Origin of the sequence: Actinotalea alkalitolerans, assembly GCF_023369855.1 — a bacterium.
Taxonomy (GTDB): domain Bacteria; phylum Actinomycetota; class Actinomycetes; order Actinomycetales; family Cellulomonadaceae; genus Actinotalea.
Genome location: NZ_JAMBPP010000006.1, coordinates 290,268 through 310,543, shown reverse-complemented (window position 1 = coordinate 310,543; position 20,276 = coordinate 290,268). Strand labels below are relative to the sequence as shown.

Genomic DNA, 20,276 nt, shown 5'->3' with positions numbered 1-20,276 from the left:
GTCATCCTATTCTCCTGGTCCAACGCCGGACGGCGCGCTGCCGTTCCCGACGGGTGCGACGTGGTGATGCCGCAGGCCGACCGTCGGGCTCACGGCGCGCTCCGCGACCTCACACCGCGGCATGCTTCCCCTGGGTGACCGGCTCGGCGACGGTCTGCCGCGTGCGGCCCCGCCGCTCCTTGGCCCGCTCGACCATCCAGTACAGCGTCGGCACGAGCACGAGGGTCAGCAGGGTCGAGGAGATCAGGCCGCCGATGACCACCAGGGCGAGGGGCTGCGAGATGAACACCCCACCACCGGTGAGCCCGAAGGCCATCGGGGTCAGCGCGAAGATGGTCGCCGCGGCGGTCATCACGATCGGTCGCAGCCGCTTGCGCGCCCCCTCGGTGATCGCGTCGTACAGCTCCCGGCCCTGCTCGCGGTACTGGTTGATGAGGTCGATCAGCACGATCGCGTTGGTCACCACCACCCCGATGAGCATGAGCAGACCGATCAGTGCGGCCACGCCCAGCGGGGTCGAGGTCGCCAGCAGCATGACCACGGCGCCGGTCGCCGCGAAGGGCACCGAGACCAGGAGGATCAGGGGCTGGACCAGGCTGCGGAACGTCGCGACCATGATCAGGTAGACGATCGCGATCGCGATGAGCAGGGCCGTGCCGAGGTCGGCGAAGGACTCCTCCTGCTGCGCGGCCACCCCGCCCACGGTCACCGATGCCCCCACCGGCAGGTCGAGGTCGTCGAGCTCGGCACGCAGCCGCGTGGTCAGGGCGCCGAGGTCCTGGCCCGCGGGGGTCGCCGAGATGGTCGCGCTGCGCTCACCGTCGAGCCGGGTGATCGAGGTCGGCACGTCGACCACCTCGACGTCGGCCACCTCGGCCAGCGGCACCGGCCCGGCCTCGGTGGGCAGCACCAGCGCCTCGATCTCAGCCAGGGTCTGCGGACCGTCCCCGACCGTGAGCTCGACGTCCACCTGCCCTGCGCCCAGGTCGACGGTGCCCAGCGGTGCGGCACCCATCGCGCCGGCGACGCTGCGGACCACGGCCTGCTCGGTCAGCCCGGCGGCGGCCGCAGCGTCCCTGTCGACCAGCACCTGGACGGTGGGCTGGGCCGCGGAGAGGTTGTTGGTGACGTCGGTGGTGCCCTCGGTCGCCCGCACCGCGGTGTCGACCAGGGCCGCGGCCTCGACGAGCACGTCGTCGTCGGCCGCCTGGACCAGCACGTCGACCGTCGTGCTGCCGAAGGCCGCCGCCCCTCCGTCGACGGTCACGTCCCCCACGTCGGGAAGGTCGCCCAGGACTGACCGCACCTCCTCCTGCACGACCGCCGTGTCGACATCGGGCTCGAGGGTCACCGCGAAGGTCGCCGAGAGGCCCCCGCCGCCCCCCGTGAAGGCCTCGTCCCCACGCGAGCCGACCGTGGTCTGCACCGTGCGGATGCCGGCGACGTCGGCCAGCGCCTCCTCGACCTGGCGGGCGGCGGCGTCCTGGACCTCGAGGCTCGTGCCCGGCTCGAAGGTCTCGGTCACCGTCAGGGTGTCCTGCCCTGCGTCGCCCAGGAAGCTGGTCTCGAGCCGCGGGACCAGCGCCATGGTCCCGCCGAAGACCGCCACCGCGAGGACCACCGCGACCACGGGGCGGGACAGGGCCGCTGCGAGGGTCGGCACGTAGGCACGCTGCATGACCGAGCGGCGCTCGGCCCGCTCAGCCTTCTCCCGCGTCGCCGCGAGGTCCTCGGCACGACCCTTCGGCGGTCGGATGAACCAGTACGCCAGCACGGGCACGACCGTCAGCGCGACGACCAGCGAGGCACCCATGGCGATGCCGATGGTGATCGCGAACGGTCGGAAGAGCTCGCCCACCATGCCGCCCACCAGGGCCACCGGGGCGAAGACCAGGACCGTCGCGATCGTCGAGGAGCTGATCGCCGTGGCCACCTCACGCACGCCCGTGATGATCGCGTCGCGGCGTTCCTCGCCGTAGGAGAGGTGCCGGTTGATGTTCTCGATCACCACGATCGAGTCGTCCACGACCCGGCCGATCGCGATGGTCATCGCCGCGAGGGTCAGGATGTTCAGGGTGAAGCCGAAGACCTGCAGCGAGATGAAGGTCACCAGCAGGGACAGCGGGATCGAGATGGCTGCGACCAGGGTCGAGCGGATCGAGAGCAGGAAGACCAGGATCACGACGACCGCGAAGACCAGGCCGAGGCCGCCCTCGGTCGCGAGCCCCTCGATCGACTCCTCGATGAACGGCGCCTGGTCGAAGACCGCCTCGATGCGCACGTCGCCCAGGGTCGGTGCGAGCTCGGCGAGGGCCTCGCTCACCCCGTGCGAGATCTCGACGGTGTTCCCCCCAGGCGTCTTGACCACCGACACCGCGAGGGCGGGCTCCCCGTCGAGCCGTGAGAAGGCTGTCGGCGGGAGGAGCTCGGCGCTGACGTCGGCCACGTCCTGCAGGGTCACGACCGACCCCGTGGGGGTGATCACCGGCAACCCGGCCAGATCGGCGACCGAGGTGATCTGCGAGCCGACCTGCACGCTCAGCGACGTGTCGCCGTCGCTCACCTGACCCACGGGCAGCACCACACCGTTGTCCTGCAGCACCTGGCTGATCACCGCCGGGTCGACGCCGGCTGCGGCGGCGGCCAGCAGGTCGAGGTCGATCAGGACGCGCTGCTCGGCGGCACCGGTGACGTCCACGTCGCGGACCCCGTCGATCTCGCTCAGCCGGGGCACGACGACGTCCCGCAGGAGCTCGGCCAGCGCGGCCTCGTCCTGACCACCTGTCGCGGCGAGCTGGACCACCGGGAAGTCGTCGATCGAGCCGGTGATGACAGTGGGCTCGACCCCCTCGGGCAGGCGAGCCGAGCTGCGGTTGACGGCCTGCTGGATCGCCTGGCTCGCGGCGTCGAGGTCCTGGCCGTAGTCGAGCTCGATCACGGTCGTCGAGACGCTCGTGCTCGAGGTCGAGCTGATCTCCTCGACCCCGGTGACACCGCTCACGGCGTCCTCGATCACCGCGGTGACCTGCTGCTCGATGATCTGCGGGGAGGCCCCGGGGTTGACCGCGACCACCACTGCCGTGGGGATCTGCAACGAGGGGATGAGCTCCTGCTTGAGGGAGCCCGCACTGATCACCCCGAACACGGCGATGGCCAGGGTGGCCAGGGCCACCACCGAGCGGTTCGCCAGCGAGAGCCGGGCCAGGCGGAACATGGGACCTCCACGGTGACGGGCGGGAACGACCGCCCGTCAGCGGTACCCGAACGGGACAACGCAGAGGTCGGGTCGGACGTTCCACCGCGGTGCGCGCCGGGCGGGACAGCGGGGTCGGGGCACTCACCGGCAGTCGCCCGGTGCCCCCGGTGGGGCTCGAACCCACACTGGACCGGGTTTAAGCCGGTTGCCTCTGCCGGTTGGGCTACGGGGGCGGACCGGTCCCGATCATCCTGCCAGGCCGTCCGCAGCCGCGGGACGCGCTGCCGTGCGGTCGCGACGGCGCGCCGTCAGCCCGCCGGGGTCGCCAGCGACGTGCGGGGGGCGTCCGCCTGCTCCTTGGCGGCCGGCTGCGTGGTGCCCTTGGGGCGAGGGGTCGACGACGCGTCGCGGAACTCCGCCCGGGGGTCGTGCAGCCGGCCGAGCGCGACCAGCTCGCGTCGGAAGAACAGCGCGAGGGTCCAGTCGAGCACGATCCGCACCTTGCGGTTGAAGGTCGGCATCTGAGCCATGTGGTAGGTCCGGTGCATGAACCAGGCGGGCCAGCCGCGCAGCTTGATGCCGTAGACCTGAGCCACGCCCTTGCCGAGCCCGAGCGAGGCCACCGTCCCGACGTGCTTGTGCTCGTAGTCGGTGGGCGGTGCGCTGCGCAGGTGGCGCGCGAGGTTGTCGCCCAGGTGCCGGGCCTGGCGCACGGCGTGCTGGGCGCTCGGCGAGCAGAAGGAGCCGGGGTTGGCCAGATCGGGGACCGCCGCGCAGTCCCCTGCGGTCCACGCCCCGTCCACGACCGTGCCGTCCTGGGAGGCGACCTGCAGGGTCGGCAGGGCGGTCACCCGGCCGGTCCGGTCGAGCGGGAGGTCGGTCTGCGCGAGCACCGGGTTGGCCTTGACCCCCGCGGTCCACACGATGGTCGCGCAGTCGAGCTCGAGCCCGGTCGAGGTCACCACGTGACCGTCGACGCACGAGCTGAGGAAGGTCGACAGGTGCACCTCGATGTCGCGCTTGCGCAGCTGCTCGAGGGCGTAGCCGCCCATCTCCTCACCGAGCTCGGGCAGGATGCGGGTCGAGCCCTCGATCATCACGAACCGCAGGTCCTCGGGCGCGATGCCGTCGTAGTAGCGCAACGCGGCCCGGGCCATGTCCTCGACCTCGGCGATCGCCTCGATGCCCGCGAACCCGCCGCCCACGAAGGTGAAGGTCAGCAACCGGCGTCGCGCGACCGGGTCCCAGGTGGAGGCCGCCACGTCGAGCTTGTTGAGCACGTGGTTGCGCAGGGCGATGGCCTCCTCGACCTGCTTGAAGCCGATCGCCTGCTCGGCCAGCCCCGGGATGGGCAGCGTCCGGGCGACCGATCCGAGGGCCACCACGAGGTGGTCGTAGGTGATCTCGTAGGACTCCCCCTCGACCGGGGTGATGCGTACCGTGCGATCGGCATGGCGGACCTCGCTGACGCGCCCGGTCAGCACGTCGACGCCCTTGAGCTCACGGCGGTGCGAGACCACCACGTGCCGCGGCTCGAGGGAGCCGGCGGCGGCCTCGGGCAGGAACGGCTGGTAGGTCATGTACGAGCGCGGGTCGACCACGACGATCGCCGCCTCCCGTCGTCCGAGGCGCTTGCGCAGCCGCAGCGCGGTGTAGAAGCCGACATACCCCCCGCCGAGGATGACGATGCGGGGAATCTTGCGGGGGCGCGGCGAGACCTGGGACGACTGACTCATGATTGACACGGTAGGCGCCTGTGAAACTCTTCACAAGCACTCCGTCCGCGCACTGGACGTGATCCCGAGCACACCCCGTGGACGTGCCCCTGGGACCTTCGCCCAGGCGGTCGTCAACCGTCCGCGAGGACGCGGCACTCCCGCAGGACGTGGTCGAGCATCGCCTCGGTCAGCCGACCGGTCTGGGTGTTCTGCTGCGACACGTGGTAGCACCCCACGAGGTGCACGACGACGCCGTCGCCGCGGGTCAGCTCGGCGCGGGCCCCGTGGCCGAAACGCGGGGCCGGCACCGGCACCTGCCAACCCAGCGACCTGGCCACACCCAAGGTCGCCTGCCAGCCGAACGCACCCAGCGCCATCATCACCCGCACCGTCGGGGACGTGAGCTCGACCTCGCGACGCAACCAGGGCAGGCAGGTGTCACGCTCGACGGTCGACGGCTTGTTCCCGGGCGGCGCGCACCGCACCGCCGCGACCATCCGCACGCCCGAGAGCACGAGGCCGTCGGCTGCGTCGGTGCTCTGCGCCTGCGAGGCCGCGCCGACCCGGTGCAGCGCGGCGAACAACCAGTCACCCGACCGGTCCCCGGTGAACAACCGACCCGTGCGGTTGGCGCCGTGGGCTGCCGGGGCCAGACCCACGATCAGCAGTCCGGCTCCCGGGTCGCCGAACCCGGCAGCCGGTCGGCCCCAGTAGGGCTGGTCCCGGTAGGCCCGACGACGGGTGACCGCGACCTCCTCGCGCCAGGCGACGAGCCGCGGGCAGGCCCGGCAGACCGTCGAGCACGCGTCGAGATCGGCCAGGGCGGTGGCCCCGGCAGCCAGCGCGGAAACCTCCTCGGTCGACCGTGCCACCGGGGTCGTCGGGTCGGCCGGCTCCCCCGGCCACCCGCCGCCAGCGGCGACCGGGGAGTCGAACAGGTCCCTGGTGCGGGGGTGCGGGAGCAGCATCCTGCGATCATGCCTGCCCGCGCGTGCTGCCCCACGCTCGGCACGCGCGGGCAGGAGGTCGTCAGGACACCGCGGTCGAGGACGCCGAGCGGAGTCGGCGTCTCACGGCACGGTGGCCTCGCCGCTGGTCACGTCCGGCTCGGCATCGCCCGCGGGAGCCTCGGTGGCCTCGCCGTCGTCAACCCGGGCGGGCGCGTCGCCGTCCGTCCGCCGCGCCCGGGCGTCGTCGGCCGCGTCGGCCGCCCCGGCAACCACCACGGCAGGTGCCTTGGCGAACGGGGCAGGTGGGGTGCGCAACGGGCCGTCGAGCAGCTCCCTGGCACCGTCCTCCGCCTGGTCCCACAGGTCGAACGGTGCACCCTTGAGCGGGTAGACGTTCCAGCGCGCTCGGCCGTAGGCGTCCTGCACCGGGGCGAAGGACCAGGGCTCGGTGACCCCGGGCAGCGACCACGCGTCCCAGCTCTCGTCGGTGGTGGTGCGCACCTGTCGTCCGCGGTCGTCGAAGATCTGCACCCCGTCGAGGGGGTTGCCGTCCGCGTCGTAGACGAACAGGTTGCTGACCTGCTGACCCTCGACCCACACCCCGTCGCCGGCGGGGTCCTCGACGTACACGGTGTTGTCGACGTAGACCGGGTAGCCGCCCTGGGCGACCGCCCGCTCGACCTCGTGGCGGAAGGCCGTGGTGAGACCCGGGGCGGCGACGACCGCGAGGAGGTTGAGCACCACGAAGGCACGTCGCACCCACCGACGCTCGCGTCCCATGCCGCGACCGAGGTTGATCGACACGAGCAGCAGGACGGCCAGGAGCAGCCAGGTCCCACCGTGGCGCGGCACGAACCTGCTCGCGTGGAAGGAGTACCCCAGGACGTGCAGCAGGATCGAGTACCAGAGCCACCCGCGCAGCACCCACCACAGCGGGCGGAGCGAGACGACGAGGTCGAGGGCCTTGCGCCCAGCAGCTGTGGAGAGAACCGGCTCGGCCAGCTCGTGACCCCGCACCCGCAGCTCGGTGATGACGCCGCGCGCCCGGCTGCGGACGGCCGGACGGTACCCGGGACGCGCCGGACCCAGGCCTGCGGCAGCACGGAGCTCGGCCGCGTACTCCGCGGCCGGCCCGAACCGCCGGCTGAGGTCGATGACCGAGGAGGCCTCGCCGCCCTCGGGCACGCCTGCGACACCCGACGCGGCGAGCCGACCGATCGGGATCTCACCCGTCGCCACCGGACCGTGAGGGTCCTCCAGGGCCTCCGCGAGGTCGGCCTCGAGCCCGTCGGTGAGGTCCTCGACCTGCTCCGGGGAGAGGTCGGACAGGTGGCGGCGCACGGCGGTGGCGTACGCGCTCACGTGGTCCAGCAGGACGTCGGCGATCATCGGGGGTCCCCTTCGAGCTCGAGCAGTGCGGACAGGGTGGTCGAGAAGGAGCGCCAGTCCTTGCGCTGGGCCTCGAGCATGGCCCGGCCCTGGGCGTTGATCCCGTAGTACTTGCGGTGCGGGCCCTCGTCCGAGGGCACCACGTAGCTGGTCAGGGCTCCCGAGGCGTACAGCCTCCGCAGGGTCCCGTAGACCGAGGCCTCGCCGACCTCCTCGAGCCCGCCGGTCCGCAGCCGCCGGACGACGTCGTACCCGTACCCGTCCTCCTGCCCGACGACCGCGAGCACCGCGACGTCGAGCACCCCCTTCAGCAGCTGGGTCGTGTCCATCGCGCCTCCTGGTGAGCCTGCTCTCGGTCACGGCCGCGCCGTACCGGGTCGTGGTGCGGGAGCCGGCCCCTCCGACCTGCTCCCGCACGGAGCACACTACTCTCTGGTGCGCACTACCGGCCAGAGTGAAGTACCGGCGTGTCGTACGGGTCACGTCACGCCGGCCGGATGCGCAGCGGCGCGACGCGCAGACCTCAGTCGTGCTCGGCCGCGCTCCAGGCGATGCCGTCGAGGATGTCGTGCTCGGAGGTGACCACGGTCTTGAGCCTGCCCCCCGCGATCGCCACCTCGGCACGGACCCGCGAGACCACGTCGGACCAGACCAGGGCGCCCGCGCCGATCACGTCGACCCGTCCGGGGTGCATGAAGGGCAGAGCCTCACGCCGCGAGCGGCGCATCGTCACCAGGGCCCGGCACGAGTCGAGCACACGGTCCACCGGCAGCACCGACCCGTCGATCCGCTCCGGCTCGTACCGGTCCAGGTCCAGGGCGTGCGCCGTCACCGTCGTGACCGAGCCCGCCAGGCCGACCAGCGTCGCCGTCCGGCCGAAGGGCACGATCGCACCCGCGACGTCGAGCGCGGCCGTGACGTCGGCGCTCGCCGCCGTGATCTGCTCACGGGTCGGCGGGTCGTCGTGGAGATGCCGCTCGGTCAGCCGCACGCACCCCACGTCCATCGACGCGGTCGCCACCGGGGACGTGGTCCCCAGCACGAGCTCGGTCGAGCCGCCACCGAGGTCGACCACCAGGAACGGACCGGGGTGCCTGCCCGCCAGGACCCCCGTCGCGCCGCGGAAGGAGAGCCGGGCCTCCTCCTCGCCGCCGATCACCTCGGGCTCGACACCCAGCGCGGCGCGGACCCCGTCGACGAACTCCTGCCGGTTCTCGGCGTCGCGCGTGGCCGAGGTCGCGACGAACCGGGTGCGCTCGACGCCCAGGTCGGCGCACGTCGTCGCGTACCGGCGGGTCGCCTCGAGCGTGCGCGCCATCGCCTCGGGGGCGATCCGCCCGGTGCGGTCGACCCCCTGCCCCAGCCGCACGACCTCCATCGTCCGCACGACGTCGGTGAGCGAGCCGGCCGCGAGGTCGACGTCGGCCACCAGGAGCCGGATGGAGTTGGTCCCGCAGTCGATGGCTGCCACACGCGTCATGCGGGCAAGCCTGCCATCCCCGGTCGGCCGCCGACGCCACCGACACCTCGGGTCGACGCGACCCCCGTCGAGCGACTCAGCAGGTGCAGACGTCGGGGCGCCAGCTCTCGCGGATGAGCACCAGGGCCTCGTCACCCAAGGGGTTGACCCCGTGGCCGGCGGCGAGCGCGTGACCGACCAGCACGTGCAGGCACTTGACCCGGGTGGGCATGCCACCCGCCGAGACCCCCTCGATCTCGGGGACCTCGCCCAGCACGGCGCGCTGGGCCAGGTAGTGCTCGTGCGCGGCACGGTGCGCCGCGGCGAGCGTCTCGTCCTGCGTCAGCCGGTTCGACATCTCCTTCATCACCCCCGAGGCCTCAAGGGTCGAGACTGCCGCCACAGCCCGGGGGTGCGTCAGGTAGAAGGTGGTCGGGAACGGTGTGCCGTCCGGGAGCCTCGGGGCGGTGCGGACCACCGTCGGACGACCGCAGACGCACCTGGCGGCCACCCCCACGACACCGCGCGCGGGCCGGCCCAGCTGCTCGGCCAGGGTCTGCAGGTCCTCGGTACCGACCGGCTCGGGACCGTCGCCCTGCGCCCGCTCACTCGTCACCTGCACCCACACCCTCGTCCGTCGTGGTCGACCCGCCCGCGTCGGGCACCTCGGTCGTGCCCTGCGCAGGATCGCCCGCACCCTCGCCGGGCGTCTCGCCGTCGGTCGTCCCCGCTGACTCACCCGTGATGACGACCGAGTCCCACACCGTCGTGTACCAGGGCGTCACCGCGCCCCCCGTGGGCAGCGCGGGGCCCGCTCCCGGACCTGTTGCCGACTCCGGGAGGACCACCGGCTCGACCACCGTCTCGGGGTCGATCACCCGGTACGCCGTCTCGCCCGGGCGGGCGAACCGCAGGCGGTCCCGTGCCTGAGCTGCCACGAACGCCGGGTCGTCCCAACGCTCGAGCTCGACCTGCAGCTCTCTCTGGTACTGCTCGGCCGCCGTGACCTCGGCGCTGAGCTCGGCCAGGGCGGCCCGCTGACCCAGGTAGGCCCGCAGCGTGGGGAAGACCAGGGTGAAGGCCGCGAGGAGGACCACAGCCAGCACCAGGGCACGGATCGAGAGCAACCGGGCGAGCTGGAAGGTCGTGGTGTCGGCCGTCTCGTCGCCCGCGGGCCCCTGGCCGTCACGCGCCCGGGTGCGCTCGGCGGGTGGTGGACCAGCGGTCCGGCTCGGTCGGGCCGCGGGCGCACGCGCCCCCGACGAGGGTCCGGCACCGGCACGCGGCGCCACCGGACGACGCGCCGTCGTCGTCGCGGGACCGCCTGCGGGCGCACGGCCGGGAGCACCGGCGCGGGGCGCGCTGGGTCGCCGGCTCGAGGACATGGCTCGATTGTGCCCCGCCGACGGCGGGCTACGGCGCACCCGGGCCGGGCGCGCCGCTGCTCGGACGCAGGTCGAGGCTCCTCGCAGGCCCGTGGGCGGGTCGAGCCGGACGGACCGCAGGGCCCGGTCGAGGATCGACCGGGCCCTGCGGGTGCTGCGTGCGGAGCTGTGCTCAGCGGTGCCGCGGGAAGGCGCTGGCGCCCGCGTAGCGTGCGGCGTCGTCCAGCTCCTCCTCGATGCGGAGCAGCTGGTTGTACTTGTTGATGCGCTCGCCGCGGGCGGGAGCACCGGTCTTGATCTGGCCGGCGTTGGTCGCGACCGCCAGGTCGGCGATGGTGACGTCCTCGGTCTCGCCCGAGCGGTGCGAGATCATGGCGGTGAAGCCGGCGCGCTGCGCCATGCTCACCGCGTCGAGGGTCTCCGAGAGCGTGCCGATCTGGTTGAGCTTGACCAGCAGCGAGTTGGCGCTGCGCAGCTCGATGCCCTTGGCCAGGCGCTCGGGGTTGGTCACGAAGAGGTCGTCGCCGACGACCTGCACGCGGTCACCGACGGCCGCCACGAGCTGGGCCCACCCGTCCCACTCGTCCTCGGACAGCGGGTCCTCGATGGAGACCAGCGGGTAGTCGGCGACGAGCTGCGTGTAGTACGCGATGATCTCGTCGCTGGACGTGGCCCGGCCCTCGAACTGGTAGGCGCCGTCCTTGAAGAACTCGGTCGCCGCGACGTCGAGCGCGAGGCCGACGTCCTTGCCGGGGGTGAAGCCGGCCTTCTCGATGGCGACGAGGATCAGGTCCAGGGCGTCGCGGTTGCTCGGCAGGTTGGGGGCGAAGCCACCCTCGTCGCCCAGCCCGGTCCCCAGGCCCTTGCTCTTGAGCACGGACTTCAAGGAGTGGTAGACCTCGGCGCCGGTGCGCAGGGCCTCACGGAACGTGGTGGCGCCGATCGGCGCGACCATGAACTCCTGGATGTCGACGTTGGAGTCGGCGTGCGACCCACCGTTGAGGATGTTCATCATCGGCACCGGCAGGACGTGCGCGTTCGGGCCACCGATGTAGCGGAAGAGCGGCAGGTCGGCACTGTCGGCTGCGGCCTTGGCCACGGCCATCGAGACGCCGAGGATCGCGTTGGCGCCCAGCTTGCCCTTGTTCGGGGTGCCGTCGAGGTCGATCAGGGCCTGGTCGACCAGACGCTGCTCGGAGGCCTCGAAGCCGATGAGCTCCGGGGCGATCTCGTCCATGACGGCGTTGACGGCGTCCTGGACGCCCTTGCCGAGGTAGCGGCCCTTGTCGCCGTCGCGACGCTCCACTGCCTCGAAGGCACCGGTCGACGCGCCCGACGGCACACCGGCCCGGGCGATGGTGCCGTCGTCGAGGGCGACCTCGACCTCCACGGTGGGGTTGCCTCGCGAGTCGAGAATCTCGCGGGCGCCTACGGCCTCGATGCTGGCCACGAAAGCTCCTTCGGACGAACGGATGGGTTGTCGGCTCTGGCCTACGAGTCGCCTGCGGGTGCGGACGACCATCGGCCAGGACGAGCCGGCCGCCGGTCGTCGTCAACCGGCCGGGTTCCACAGTAGTGCGACTTGCCCGACGACGGGCGGGACGTTCGACGCGTGGTCGGGCCGCTGCGGTCAGCAGACCCGTGCGGCGGCCGGGCTCAACGCGCGCTGAGCGCAGGTGCCCCGCTCACGGAGTCCGCGGCGAGGGCCAGGACGATCTTCTCGACCTGGTCCTTGGCGTCCCCGAAGAGCATCGCGGTGTTCTCACGGAAGAACAGCGGGTTCTGCACCCCGGCGTACCCGGTGGCCATCGACCGCTTGAACACCACGACCTGCCCGGCGTTCCACACCTCGAGCACCGGCATGCCGGCGATCGGGGAGCCCGGGTCCTCCAGCGCGGCCGGGTTGACCGTGTCGTTCGCGCCGATGACCAGGACGACGTCGGTCTGCGCCAGGTCGTCGTTGATCTCGTCGAGCTCGAGCACGATGTCGTACGGCACCTTGGCCTCGGCGAGCAGCACGTTCATGTGACCGGGAAGGCGCCCGGCCACCGGGTGCACGCCGAACCGGACGTCGACCCCCGAGGCCCGAAGCCTCGAGACGAGGTCGGCCACGGGGTACTGCGCCTTGGCGACCGCCATGCCGTACCCCGGGGTGATCACGACCGTGCGTGCCGCCCGGAGCATCCCGGCGACCTCCTCGGCGAGGACCTCGCGGTGCTCCCCGTGGTCGCCGCTGTCTGCGGCAGGCGTGCCGGTGTCGGCGCCGAAACCACCCAGGATCACGCTGATGAACGAGCGGTTCATCGCCTTGCACATGATGTAGGACAGGATCGCGCCCGAGGACCCGACCAGCGCACCGACCACGATGAGCAGGTCGTTGCCCAGCATGAAGCCCGCCGCGGCGGCCGCCCAGCCCGAGTAGGAGTTGAGCATCGAGACGACGACGGGCATGTCCCCGCCCCCGATCGAGGCGACCAGGTGCCAGCCCAGGGCCAGTGCGACCACGGTCATGACCAGCAGGGGGACCAGGGCGTTCTGGCCGACGAACCACACCAGCAGCCCGAGCGAGGCGATCAGCGCCACCAGGTTGAGCGTGTTGCGACGCGGCAGCATCAGCGGGGCCGAGGACATCCGCGCCGAGAGCTTGAGGTAGGCCACGACCGAGCCGGTGAAGGTGATGGCCCCGATGAACACCCCGAGGAAGACCTCGACCTGGTGCACCGTCTCGGCAGGCTCGGTCAGGTAGGAGTTGAACCCGACCAGCACGGCCGCCAGACCCACGAAGCTGTGCAGGATGGCGATCATCTCGGGCATCTGCGTCATCTCGACGCTGCGGGCCCGCCAGATGCCGGCGGTCGCCCCGATGATGAAGACCAGCGCGATGAGCAGGAGGGTCACCAGGACCGGGCGCTCGCTGTTCTCGAGCGCGAGCGCGACGGTGGCCGCCAGGGCCAGCACCATCCCGGCCATGCCGAACAGGTTGCCCCGGCGGGCCGTGGCCTGCGTGGACAGGCCCGCCAGGCTGAGGATGAACAGGAGGGCGGCGATCAGGTAGACCGCCCCCACGAGTGAGGTCAGGTGCATGTCACGCGTCCTTCCGGAACATTCCGAGCATCCGGTACGTGACCAGGAACCCGCCGAAGATGTTGATGCTGGCCACCGACGCCGCCGCGAAGGCGATCGTCGAGACGACCACGTCGGCCGACCCGATCTGCAGCAGCGCGCCGACCAAGATGATGCCCGAGATCGCGTTCGTCTGTGCCATGAGCGGGGTGTGCAGGGCGTGCTTGACGTTGAAGATCACGTAGTAGCCCACCACCACCGCGAGGGCGAAGACGGTGAAGTGCTGCTGCGTCTGGTCGGGCGAGACGGTCAGCATCAGCGCCAGGAGCACCGCACCCAGACCGGCGAGCACCGTGCGCCTGGTCCGTCTGCGCTGCGCGGTCTGCTGCGCGACCCGGGCCAGCTCTGCGTGGTCCACCGGCTCGACCTGCTCGACCGCCGGCAGGGCCGAGACCTGCACCGGGGGTGGCGGCCAGAGCACCTCGCCGTCGTGCACGACCGTCATCCCCCGCTGCACCGGGTCCTCGAGGTCGAGCGTCATCTCGCCGTTGCGCTCGGGGGTGAGCAGCTGCATGAGGTGCACGATGTTGGTGCCGAACAGCTGCGAGGTGTGCCGTGGCATCCGACTGGTGAGGTCGGTGTAGCCGAGCACGACCACGCCGTTGTCCGAGACGACACGCTCACCGGGGACGGTCAGCTCGCAGTTCCCGCCGCCGGGGGCGGCAAGGTCGACGATGACGCTCCCGGGTCGCATCGCGGCCACCATCGCCGCGGTCACGGTGGTCGGCGCCGTGCCCCGCACCAGCGCGGTGGTGATGACGACGTCGGCCTGCGCGGTCTCCTGCGCGTACATCAGCGCGGTCTGCCGCTCCTGCTCGGCGGTGAGCGCGGCGGCGTAGCCGTCGGCGCTGACCTCCTGCTGTGCTGCCTCTGCCTGGACGAACTGGGCGCCCATCGACTCGATCTGCTCGCCCACCTCGGGGCGGACGTCGAAGGCACGGACCTGGGCGCCGAGGCTGCCGGCCGCGCCGATCGCGGCGAGCCCGGCGACCCCCGCCCCGATCACGAAGACGTTGGCGGGTGGCGTCTTGCCCGCGGCGGTCACCTGTCCGGTGAACATGCCGCCGAACTCCTCGGCGGCCTCGATCACGGCGCGGTACCCGGCCACGTTGGACAGGGTGCTCAGCACGTCGAGGGACTGCGCTCGGGAGATGCGCGGCACGGCGTCCAGGGCCAGTGCGGTCACGCCGCGACCCGCGAGGCGTTCGATGAGCTCGGGCCGTGAGTGCGGCGCCATCATCGAGACGAGGGTCGTGCCGGGGCGCAGGGCGGCCAGGCGCTCCTCGGCGGGTACGTCGACGGTGGTGACGATGTCGGAGGTCCAGACCTCGTCAGCCGCCACGACCGTCGCGCCGGCCTCGGCGAAGGCGACGTCGGGGTAGCTCGCCGCGACCCCTGCACCGGCCTCGACGACGACCTCGTAGCCGAGCTTGCGCAGCTGCGCGACGGTCGTCGGCGTCGCCGCCACGAGCCGCTCACCGGGCCGGGACTCCCGGGGGACACCGATCTTCATGGTCGTTCACTCCTCGTCTGGGCCGCAGCGACCGCACGGGGGCACCGGGCCTGACGCCGCGCACGGCGCCAGGAATCCTGTCGGAGCGCCCTGGTGGGCGCGAGGACCTGAGTCGACACTACGCCGGGAAAGCGCTTCCCCCAGGGACGTAGGTCTCAGTCGGCCACCGGGCCGACGGCCGGGGCTGCGCTCGGTCCGAGGCTCCCGTCGTCGGCGTGAGGTGCGCGGCCCGCCGCCTCTCGCGAGCGCACGGCGGCCTCGACCGACCGCACCGCAGCACGCAGAGCACCCTCGGCGTCCACCCCCGAGGCGTCGGCCTGCACGACCAGCGCCAGGAGCCGCTCACCCAGGTCTCCGGAACCACCGGCGTCGACCTGCGGGTCGACCTCGACCCCGGCTCGCCGCGCCCGCCCCAGCACCTTCTGCGCACGGGCCAGTGCAGGCAGACCTGCCGGTATGCCGTCGAGGGTCGAGACACGGGCCTTCTCGGCCTGCTTGAGCTGCTCCCAACGTCGGTGCAGGTCCTCCTCGCCGGGCTCGTCGCCACCCTCGGCGAGGTGCGCGTCCTCCTCGAAGACGTGCGGGTGCCGCCGCCGCAGCTTGGCGGCGATCCCGGCCGCGACCTCGTCGAGACCGAAGGGATCGGTCGGGTGCTCCTGGGCGAGCCGGGCGTGGAAGACCACCTGGAGCAGCAGGTCACCCAGCTCCTCACGCAGGCCCGCGCGGTCGTCCTTCTCGATCGCCTCGACGACCTCGTGAACCTCCTCGATCGCGTACGGCACGAGCGAGGCGTGGGTCTGCCGGGCGTCCCACGGGCACCCACCCGGTGACCTGAGCCGGTCCATCACGGCCACCAGGTCGTGCACGGCCCTCAGCCCGGCGAGGTCGCCCCGATCGGTCACTCGGTCGGTGCCGTGATCCAGGGCAGCGCGACCGGGGTGATGGCCCCCGTGGTGCGGTCGAGCGCTCCGTACCGGGGGTTGACCTGGACGTCCAGGCCCCGCACCTGCTCGTTGACCTCGGCGACCACGGTCGCCGCGTCGGGCAGGCCCTGGAGGCTCTGCGAGGCCAGGGTGAACCTGACCAGGGCGACGCTGCCGTCCCCCCAGTCGGTCACCTCGGTGGCCCCGGTGCGCACGGCCGCCTCGTCCATGAGGGCACGCGTCTCGGCCACGGAGACACCCACGCCGTGCTCGGCCGCGGCGTCGATGAAGGACGGGGCACTGATCAGGGCCGAGAGCACCACCCGGATGTCGGTGCCGGTGATCAACGGGGCCAGCTCGGTCGCGGTGCGGTTGAGCTCGGCCTGCGTGATCGACCGGCCGTCGACGACGGCCGCCGCACCGGGCTGGCTCGCGCACCCGGCGAGCAGGGCGGCACCGACGGCGACGGCGAGGGCCGCCCGCACCGCGGCCCGGGGGGATCGGGTGCCGCTGGTCGTAGAACCCACGTGCTTGCCTCCTGCAGTCCGGCCCGCACCCGACGGCGCGGCGCGCTGCTCATCGTAGAACACCCGCCCACGACGCCCGGGCCATGCCGTCCCCGGGCCCGGGGCTGCTCCGCGGCAGACCCGGGCCCGAGGCGCGTGGGTCGTCAGCCGAGCGGTTGGCGTCGGATCCGACCTGCACCCACCATCGAGGTGCCCAGCACCACGGCGAGCAGGGCGAGCATCAGGAGCGCCGCCACCCCGGCACCGGTCGTGGGCAGCCGATCACCGCCCGACGCCGCCCCGGGGCCACCGGCGACGGGCGCAGCCCCGTCGGTTCCCGGGGTGGCCGGGCCCGTCGGGTCGGTCGGGTCCGCGGGGTCGGTCGGGTCCGCGGGGTCGGTCGGGTCGACCGGGCCGGTGCCGCCATCGGGGCCGACGAGCTGGGCAACACCCCACCGGGCTGTGCTCTGGTAGCCCAGGCCCGTCGGGTCGGCCCAGCTCGCGATCCCGACCCGCGCGCCGCCCGACGCGTCGTTGACCTGGACGTCCAACCCGTGGAAGGTCCCCAGCCCGCCCTCCTCGAGCAGGCCGATGGCGGCCTCGACGACGTACCCGCCGTCGACCACGCTCGTGGCGCTGACCACGCGGGCCTGCTGGAACGCCTCGTCGCCGGTGCCGAAGGAGACCTGGTTGTCGACGTTGATCCGGATCTGGGTGTCGTCGTAGCGGTACGGACCGCTCTTGTAGTTGCCCGCGTCGAGGAAGATCTCGATCGAGTCCTGGACCCACGGGTCGGAGCCCGAGACGTCGAGGTCGTCGTCGGCGACCTCGGCCAGGACGTACAGGGTGTCGCCCTGCCACACGGTGCGGACCGTCGCGGTGGCTCCGGTCCCGTCCCCCTCGAGGACCTTGTCGGTCGTCAGGACGTTGCCCGCCTCCCACACCTCGTCGACCTCGCCGTCGATGCTCGGGGGGGCCTCGACCTCGGGGACCTCGACGAAGGAGAGCTCCTCGACGAGCGAGAGGGTGCCCAGCGCGCCGGGAGTGCTCCACCCCGAGGTGAGGCTGCCGTCGACGACGCGGACGTCGAAGCCGAGGGTCTCTCCCTGCGCGACCGGGGCGTCGAGCCAGAGACGGACCACCGCCACCCACCCTCCCTCGACCTCGGCCACGACCGGATCGACGTCGGACACGGACAGAGCAGCCACACCCTCGCCCGGGCCGCCCCGGGCCACGGTGACCGTGGTGCCGTCGACCTCGAGCTCGATGGCGTCCTGCGGCTCGACCGTGGGGTCATCGACCCGGACGTACGCGGTCAGGTGCGTCGGTTCCCAGCGCAGCTGGAACTCGGCGACGTCCTCGATCGCGTGCAGCGGCAGCCTCGACCAGGTGTCGTCAGCGGGCGCCGCGTCGTCGATCGCGACCGTGCCGCGGAACACGTTCGCGGTGCGGACCCGTGCCGGCAGCGTGCCGTCGACGATCCCGTGGTAGGCAGGCTTGGCCTGCAGGCTCCCGTCGAAGGCGAGGGGCGCCTGCGTGCTGCGCCAGCTGCGCGGATCGGTCAGGCCCCACAGCGTGACCGAGTACAGGTCGTCGGCGAACTGCCGGAACACCCCGAAGGCGTCCCGGTAGTAGTACCCCTGCTCGATCAGGTTCGCCTGGGTCACCGGGGTGCCGACGGTCACGTCGAGCTCGGTGACGACCTGCCGGAGGCCGGTGTCCTGGAAGCGGACGATCGCCCCCGCCAGCGCCGAGACCGGCATCGAGAGACTCACGTGGAACTGGTGGCCCACGCCGTCGATCGGCACTCCACGGTCGATCAGTCGGTGGACCAGGTCGTGGTAGCGGTTCTGCTTGCCGCCCTGCTCGGTGTTGTAGTCGTTGATGAAGAGCGCGACCGGACGTCCGCTGCCGGGTGCGGCGTAGACGTCGTTGAAGGCCTCGTCGGCGTAGATGAAGGCGAGGTCGATGAACTCCTCACCCAAGATGCGGTACCACTCGCTGCGCCGCAGCCCGTCGGCGTGCTCGCCGCTGTCCGAGACGACCTCGTTGACCACGTCCCACGCGACGAGGGGGTTCTCCTGGCTGCCGAAGAGCCCGTACCCCCCGCCGGTGCTGAGCGCCTCGGCAACGGCGAAGATGTGGGTGCGCATGCGGTCACGCATCTCCTGCTTGTCGGGCTCGCTGGTGGTCAGCGGGTTGCCGGCAGCGTCCTGGAAGAAGAAGTCCGGGGTCTGGCTGTGCCAGACCAGGACGTGCCCGTAGACCGTGAGGTCGTTGGCCTGCGCGAAGTCCATCAGTGCGGTGGCCTGCGGGTGGGTGCCGAACTCGCCCGCGTCGTCGAACCACGCCTCGGGCTTCATGTGGTTCTCGGCGGTGATCTGGTCGAAGTGCCGGGTGACCAGGTCGGCGGCCGAGCCGAACGTCTCACGCTCGTCGATCGCCACCCCTGCCGGGAACGTGACCGTGTCCTTGATCGGCAGGAGGTCCTGGATCTCACCCTGCTCCTGGTTGCGGATGGTGATGTCGTCGACCAGGAAGTCACCTGCGCCACCGCTGGTGAAGCTGGTCTCGAGGTACAGGAACGCACGGTCGCCCGCAGGCATCGTGAACGAGGCGGTGACCTCGGTCCAGGCACCGGCGGTGACACCGGGAACCTGCTCGACGGTGCTGAACGAGGACGCACCGGTCTGGGCGCTGAGCCAGATGTCGTCGGCGGCCTGGCCGTCCCCCATCCGCACCCACGCGGTGATGTCGTACGTGACCCCGGTCTGGAACACGTCGGTCAGGTCGTAGCCGATGCCCGAACCCTGCGAGGTCCGGTCGGTCACCAGGGCGGCGTAGGTGCCCCCGTGCGCCTGCGCCGTGGTGACCTCGAGGCTCGGCGCGCCCGAGCCGGAGTCCCGCGGGACCCAGCCCTGCAGGGTGCCGTCCTCGAAGTCGAAGGTCAGGTCGACCTGGTCGATCGGGCCGACCGGACCGTCGTCGACCTGCGCCGCGGTGACCGTGAGGTCGTCGACCAGCACCGTCCAGGACTCCCCCGACACGCCTGAGGTCCCGATGTACACGGCCGCCTCGGCGGGGTCGGTACCAGCGGGGAGCGTGTAGGTGCCGGTGACCTCGGTCCAGCCCGCAGCCGAGATGGTGGTGGGGCCGACCCAGGCGTACGCGGGCTCGACGACGAACCGCACGTCGCGGTCGCCGTCCGTGCCCTCGGGCAGCCGGGCCTGCATCGTGAAGGTGTACTCGACGCCCTCGGAGAGAACGCCGTACGGAGACTTCAGGCCGTGGAAGTCCTCGGAGCGCGTGATGCTGAGGGCCGAACCGCCGTCGTCGTCGGCGACGTAGGCCAGCGTGCCGCCGTTGTCCGTCCAGGGCGCGGAGGACAGGCCGTCGAAGTCGAGCGACCACACGGTCACGGGCTCGGCCGGGGGCTCGGTCCCGGGCGCGGGACCGGTGACGACGAGGTCGTCGAGGTAGAGGTCGGAGTGCGGCTCGGCCGTGGTCTGGAGGTAGAGCTTGGCCGACGTCGCGTCGGCGGGGATCGTGTAGTCCCCTCCGATAACCGACCAGGCGCTGTCGGTCACCGTCGGGACCGGTCCGACCCAGTCGTAGGTGGTGGCGCCGTCGACGACCTTCTCCACGGCGAAGCTCACGGTCGCGTCGTCCTGGTCGGCCACGAGCCGGGTGATCGCGTCGACGTCGATCTGCGCGCCGGCGTCGAAGTGGTCGAGGAGCTCGAGGGCGATGCCGTCGTACCCCTGGCCGCGCTCGGTGATGGACAGCACCCCGTTGGCGGGGTCGTCCGGTGAGACCGCGCCGGCGAGCACAGGATCGCCGTTCTGGACCCAGGGAGCCCAGGTGCCGTCCTCGAAGTCGTTCTGCAGGACGACGTCGTCCTGCGCCACGGCGATCGAAGGTAGAGCGAAAGTTGCGGAGATTGCCAGGGCTGTTGCGGTGATCATGGCGGGAACCGCCGTGACACCGCCGGCATGACGCCGACTCATGAGCGCTCCTTTGCGACACGATGTACTGGTATCGGTCACACTAGGCGGGCCCTGCTGTCTCGTAAACCCTTTCGAAAGTTTCTCTCCAGGCGATCGACACCCCAGGC

Annotated in this window: 14 protein-coding genes and 1 tRNA gene; all 15 read right to left on the bottom strand. The window is 72.1% G+C overall.

Annotated features, from left to right (window positions below; genetic code table 11):
* Positions 1 to 109 precede the first annotated feature (109 nt).
* The 15 genes from M1R94_RS09880 to M1R94_RS09810 all read right to left on the bottom strand — a co-directional run bounded on the left by M1R94_RS09880 (position 110) and on the right by M1R94_RS09810 (position 20,169).
* On the bottom strand, positions 110 to 3,214 hold the full coding sequence (locus tag M1R94_RS09880) for an efflux RND transporter permease subunit (RefSeq protein WP_249381524.1): 3,105 nt from the start codon (positions 3,212 to 3,214) through the stop codon (positions 110 to 112).
* Positions 3,215 to 3,355: 141 nt separating this feature from the next.
* A tRNA-Leu gene (locus tag M1R94_RS09875) sits at positions 3,356 to 3,429 on the bottom strand.
* A 75-nt stretch (positions 3,430 to 3,504) separates the two neighbouring features.
* Entirely contained in the window at positions 3,505 to 4,932 is a 1,428-nt protein-coding gene (locus M1R94_RS09870) for an NAD(P)/FAD-dependent oxidoreductase (protein ID WP_249381523.1), read from the bottom strand.
* Positions 4,933 to 5,045: 113 nt separating this feature from the next.
* Positions 5,046 to 5,882, bottom strand: a complete 837-nt coding sequence (locus tag M1R94_RS09865; RefSeq protein WP_249381522.1) for a uracil-DNA glycosylase — start codon at positions 5,880 to 5,882, stop codon at positions 5,046 to 5,048.
* A 102-nt stretch (positions 5,883 to 5,984) separates the two neighbouring features.
* Positions 5,985 to 7,253, bottom strand: coding sequence for a hypothetical protein (locus M1R94_RS09860; RefSeq protein ID WP_249381521.1), 1,269 nt, complete (start codon positions 7,251 to 7,253; stop codon positions 5,985 to 5,987).
* Positions 7,250 to 7,582, bottom strand: a complete 333-nt coding sequence (locus M1R94_RS09855; RefSeq protein ID WP_249381520.1) for a PadR family transcriptional regulator — start codon at positions 7,580 to 7,582, stop codon at positions 7,250 to 7,252. The genes M1R94_RS09860 and M1R94_RS09855 overlap by 4 nt, the downstream gene beginning before the upstream one ends.
* Before the next feature lie 194 nt (positions 7,583 to 7,776).
* Positions 7,777 to 8,733 (bottom strand): Ppx/GppA phosphatase family protein, encoded by a 957-nt coding sequence (locus M1R94_RS09850; RefSeq protein WP_249381519.1) that lies wholly within the window; start codon positions 8,731 to 8,733, stop codon positions 7,777 to 7,779.
* 76 nt (positions 8,734 to 8,809) lie between these two features.
* Positions 8,810 to 9,328 carry a DUF501 domain-containing protein gene (locus tag M1R94_RS09845; RefSeq protein WP_374109454.1) on the bottom strand — a complete coding sequence of 173 codons (519 nt, stop codon included), beginning with the start codon at positions 9,326 to 9,328 and terminating at the stop codon, positions 8,810 to 8,812.
* Entirely contained in the window at positions 9,318 to 10,097 is a 780-nt protein-coding gene (locus M1R94_RS09840; protein WP_249381517.1) for an FtsB family cell division protein, read from the bottom strand. The genes M1R94_RS09845 and M1R94_RS09840 overlap by 11 nt, the downstream gene beginning before the upstream one ends.
* 172 nt (positions 10,098 to 10,269) lie before the next feature.
* On the bottom strand, positions 10,270 to 11,547 hold the full coding sequence (gene eno / locus M1R94_RS09835) for a phosphopyruvate hydratase (protein ID WP_249381516.1): 1,278 nt from the start codon (positions 11,545 to 11,547) through the stop codon (positions 10,270 to 10,272).
* A gap of 206 nt (positions 11,548 to 11,753) precedes the next feature.
* Positions 11,754 to 13,181, bottom strand: a complete 1,428-nt coding sequence (gene pntB, locus M1R94_RS09830; protein ID WP_249381515.1) for a Re/Si-specific NAD(P)(+) transhydrogenase subunit beta — start codon at positions 13,179 to 13,181, stop codon at positions 11,754 to 11,756.
* Position 13,182: 1 nt separating this feature from the next.
* Positions 13,183 to 14,733, bottom strand: a complete 1,551-nt coding sequence (locus M1R94_RS09825) for a Re/Si-specific NAD(P)(+) transhydrogenase subunit alpha (protein WP_249381514.1) — start codon at positions 14,731 to 14,733, stop codon at positions 13,183 to 13,185.
* Between the two features lie 155 nt (positions 14,734 to 14,888).
* The gene (locus M1R94_RS09820; protein ID WP_249381513.1) at positions 14,889 to 15,578 is read right to left on the bottom strand and encodes a nucleoside triphosphate pyrophosphohydrolase; all 690 of its coding nucleotides are present in this window, start codon (positions 15,576 to 15,578) and stop codon (positions 14,889 to 14,891) included.
* A 53-nt stretch (positions 15,579 to 15,631) separates the two neighbouring features.
* Entirely contained in the window at positions 15,632 to 16,183 is a 552-nt protein-coding gene (locus M1R94_RS09815) for a SurA N-terminal domain-containing protein (RefSeq protein WP_249381512.1), read from the bottom strand.
* A 143-nt stretch (positions 16,184 to 16,326) separates the two neighbouring features.
* On the bottom strand, positions 16,327 to 20,169 hold the full coding sequence (locus tag M1R94_RS09810) for an endo-1,4-beta-xylanase (RefSeq protein WP_249381511.1): 3,843 nt from the start codon (positions 20,167 to 20,169) through the stop codon (positions 16,327 to 16,329).
* Between the last annotated feature and the right edge of the window lie 107 nt (positions 20,170 to 20,276).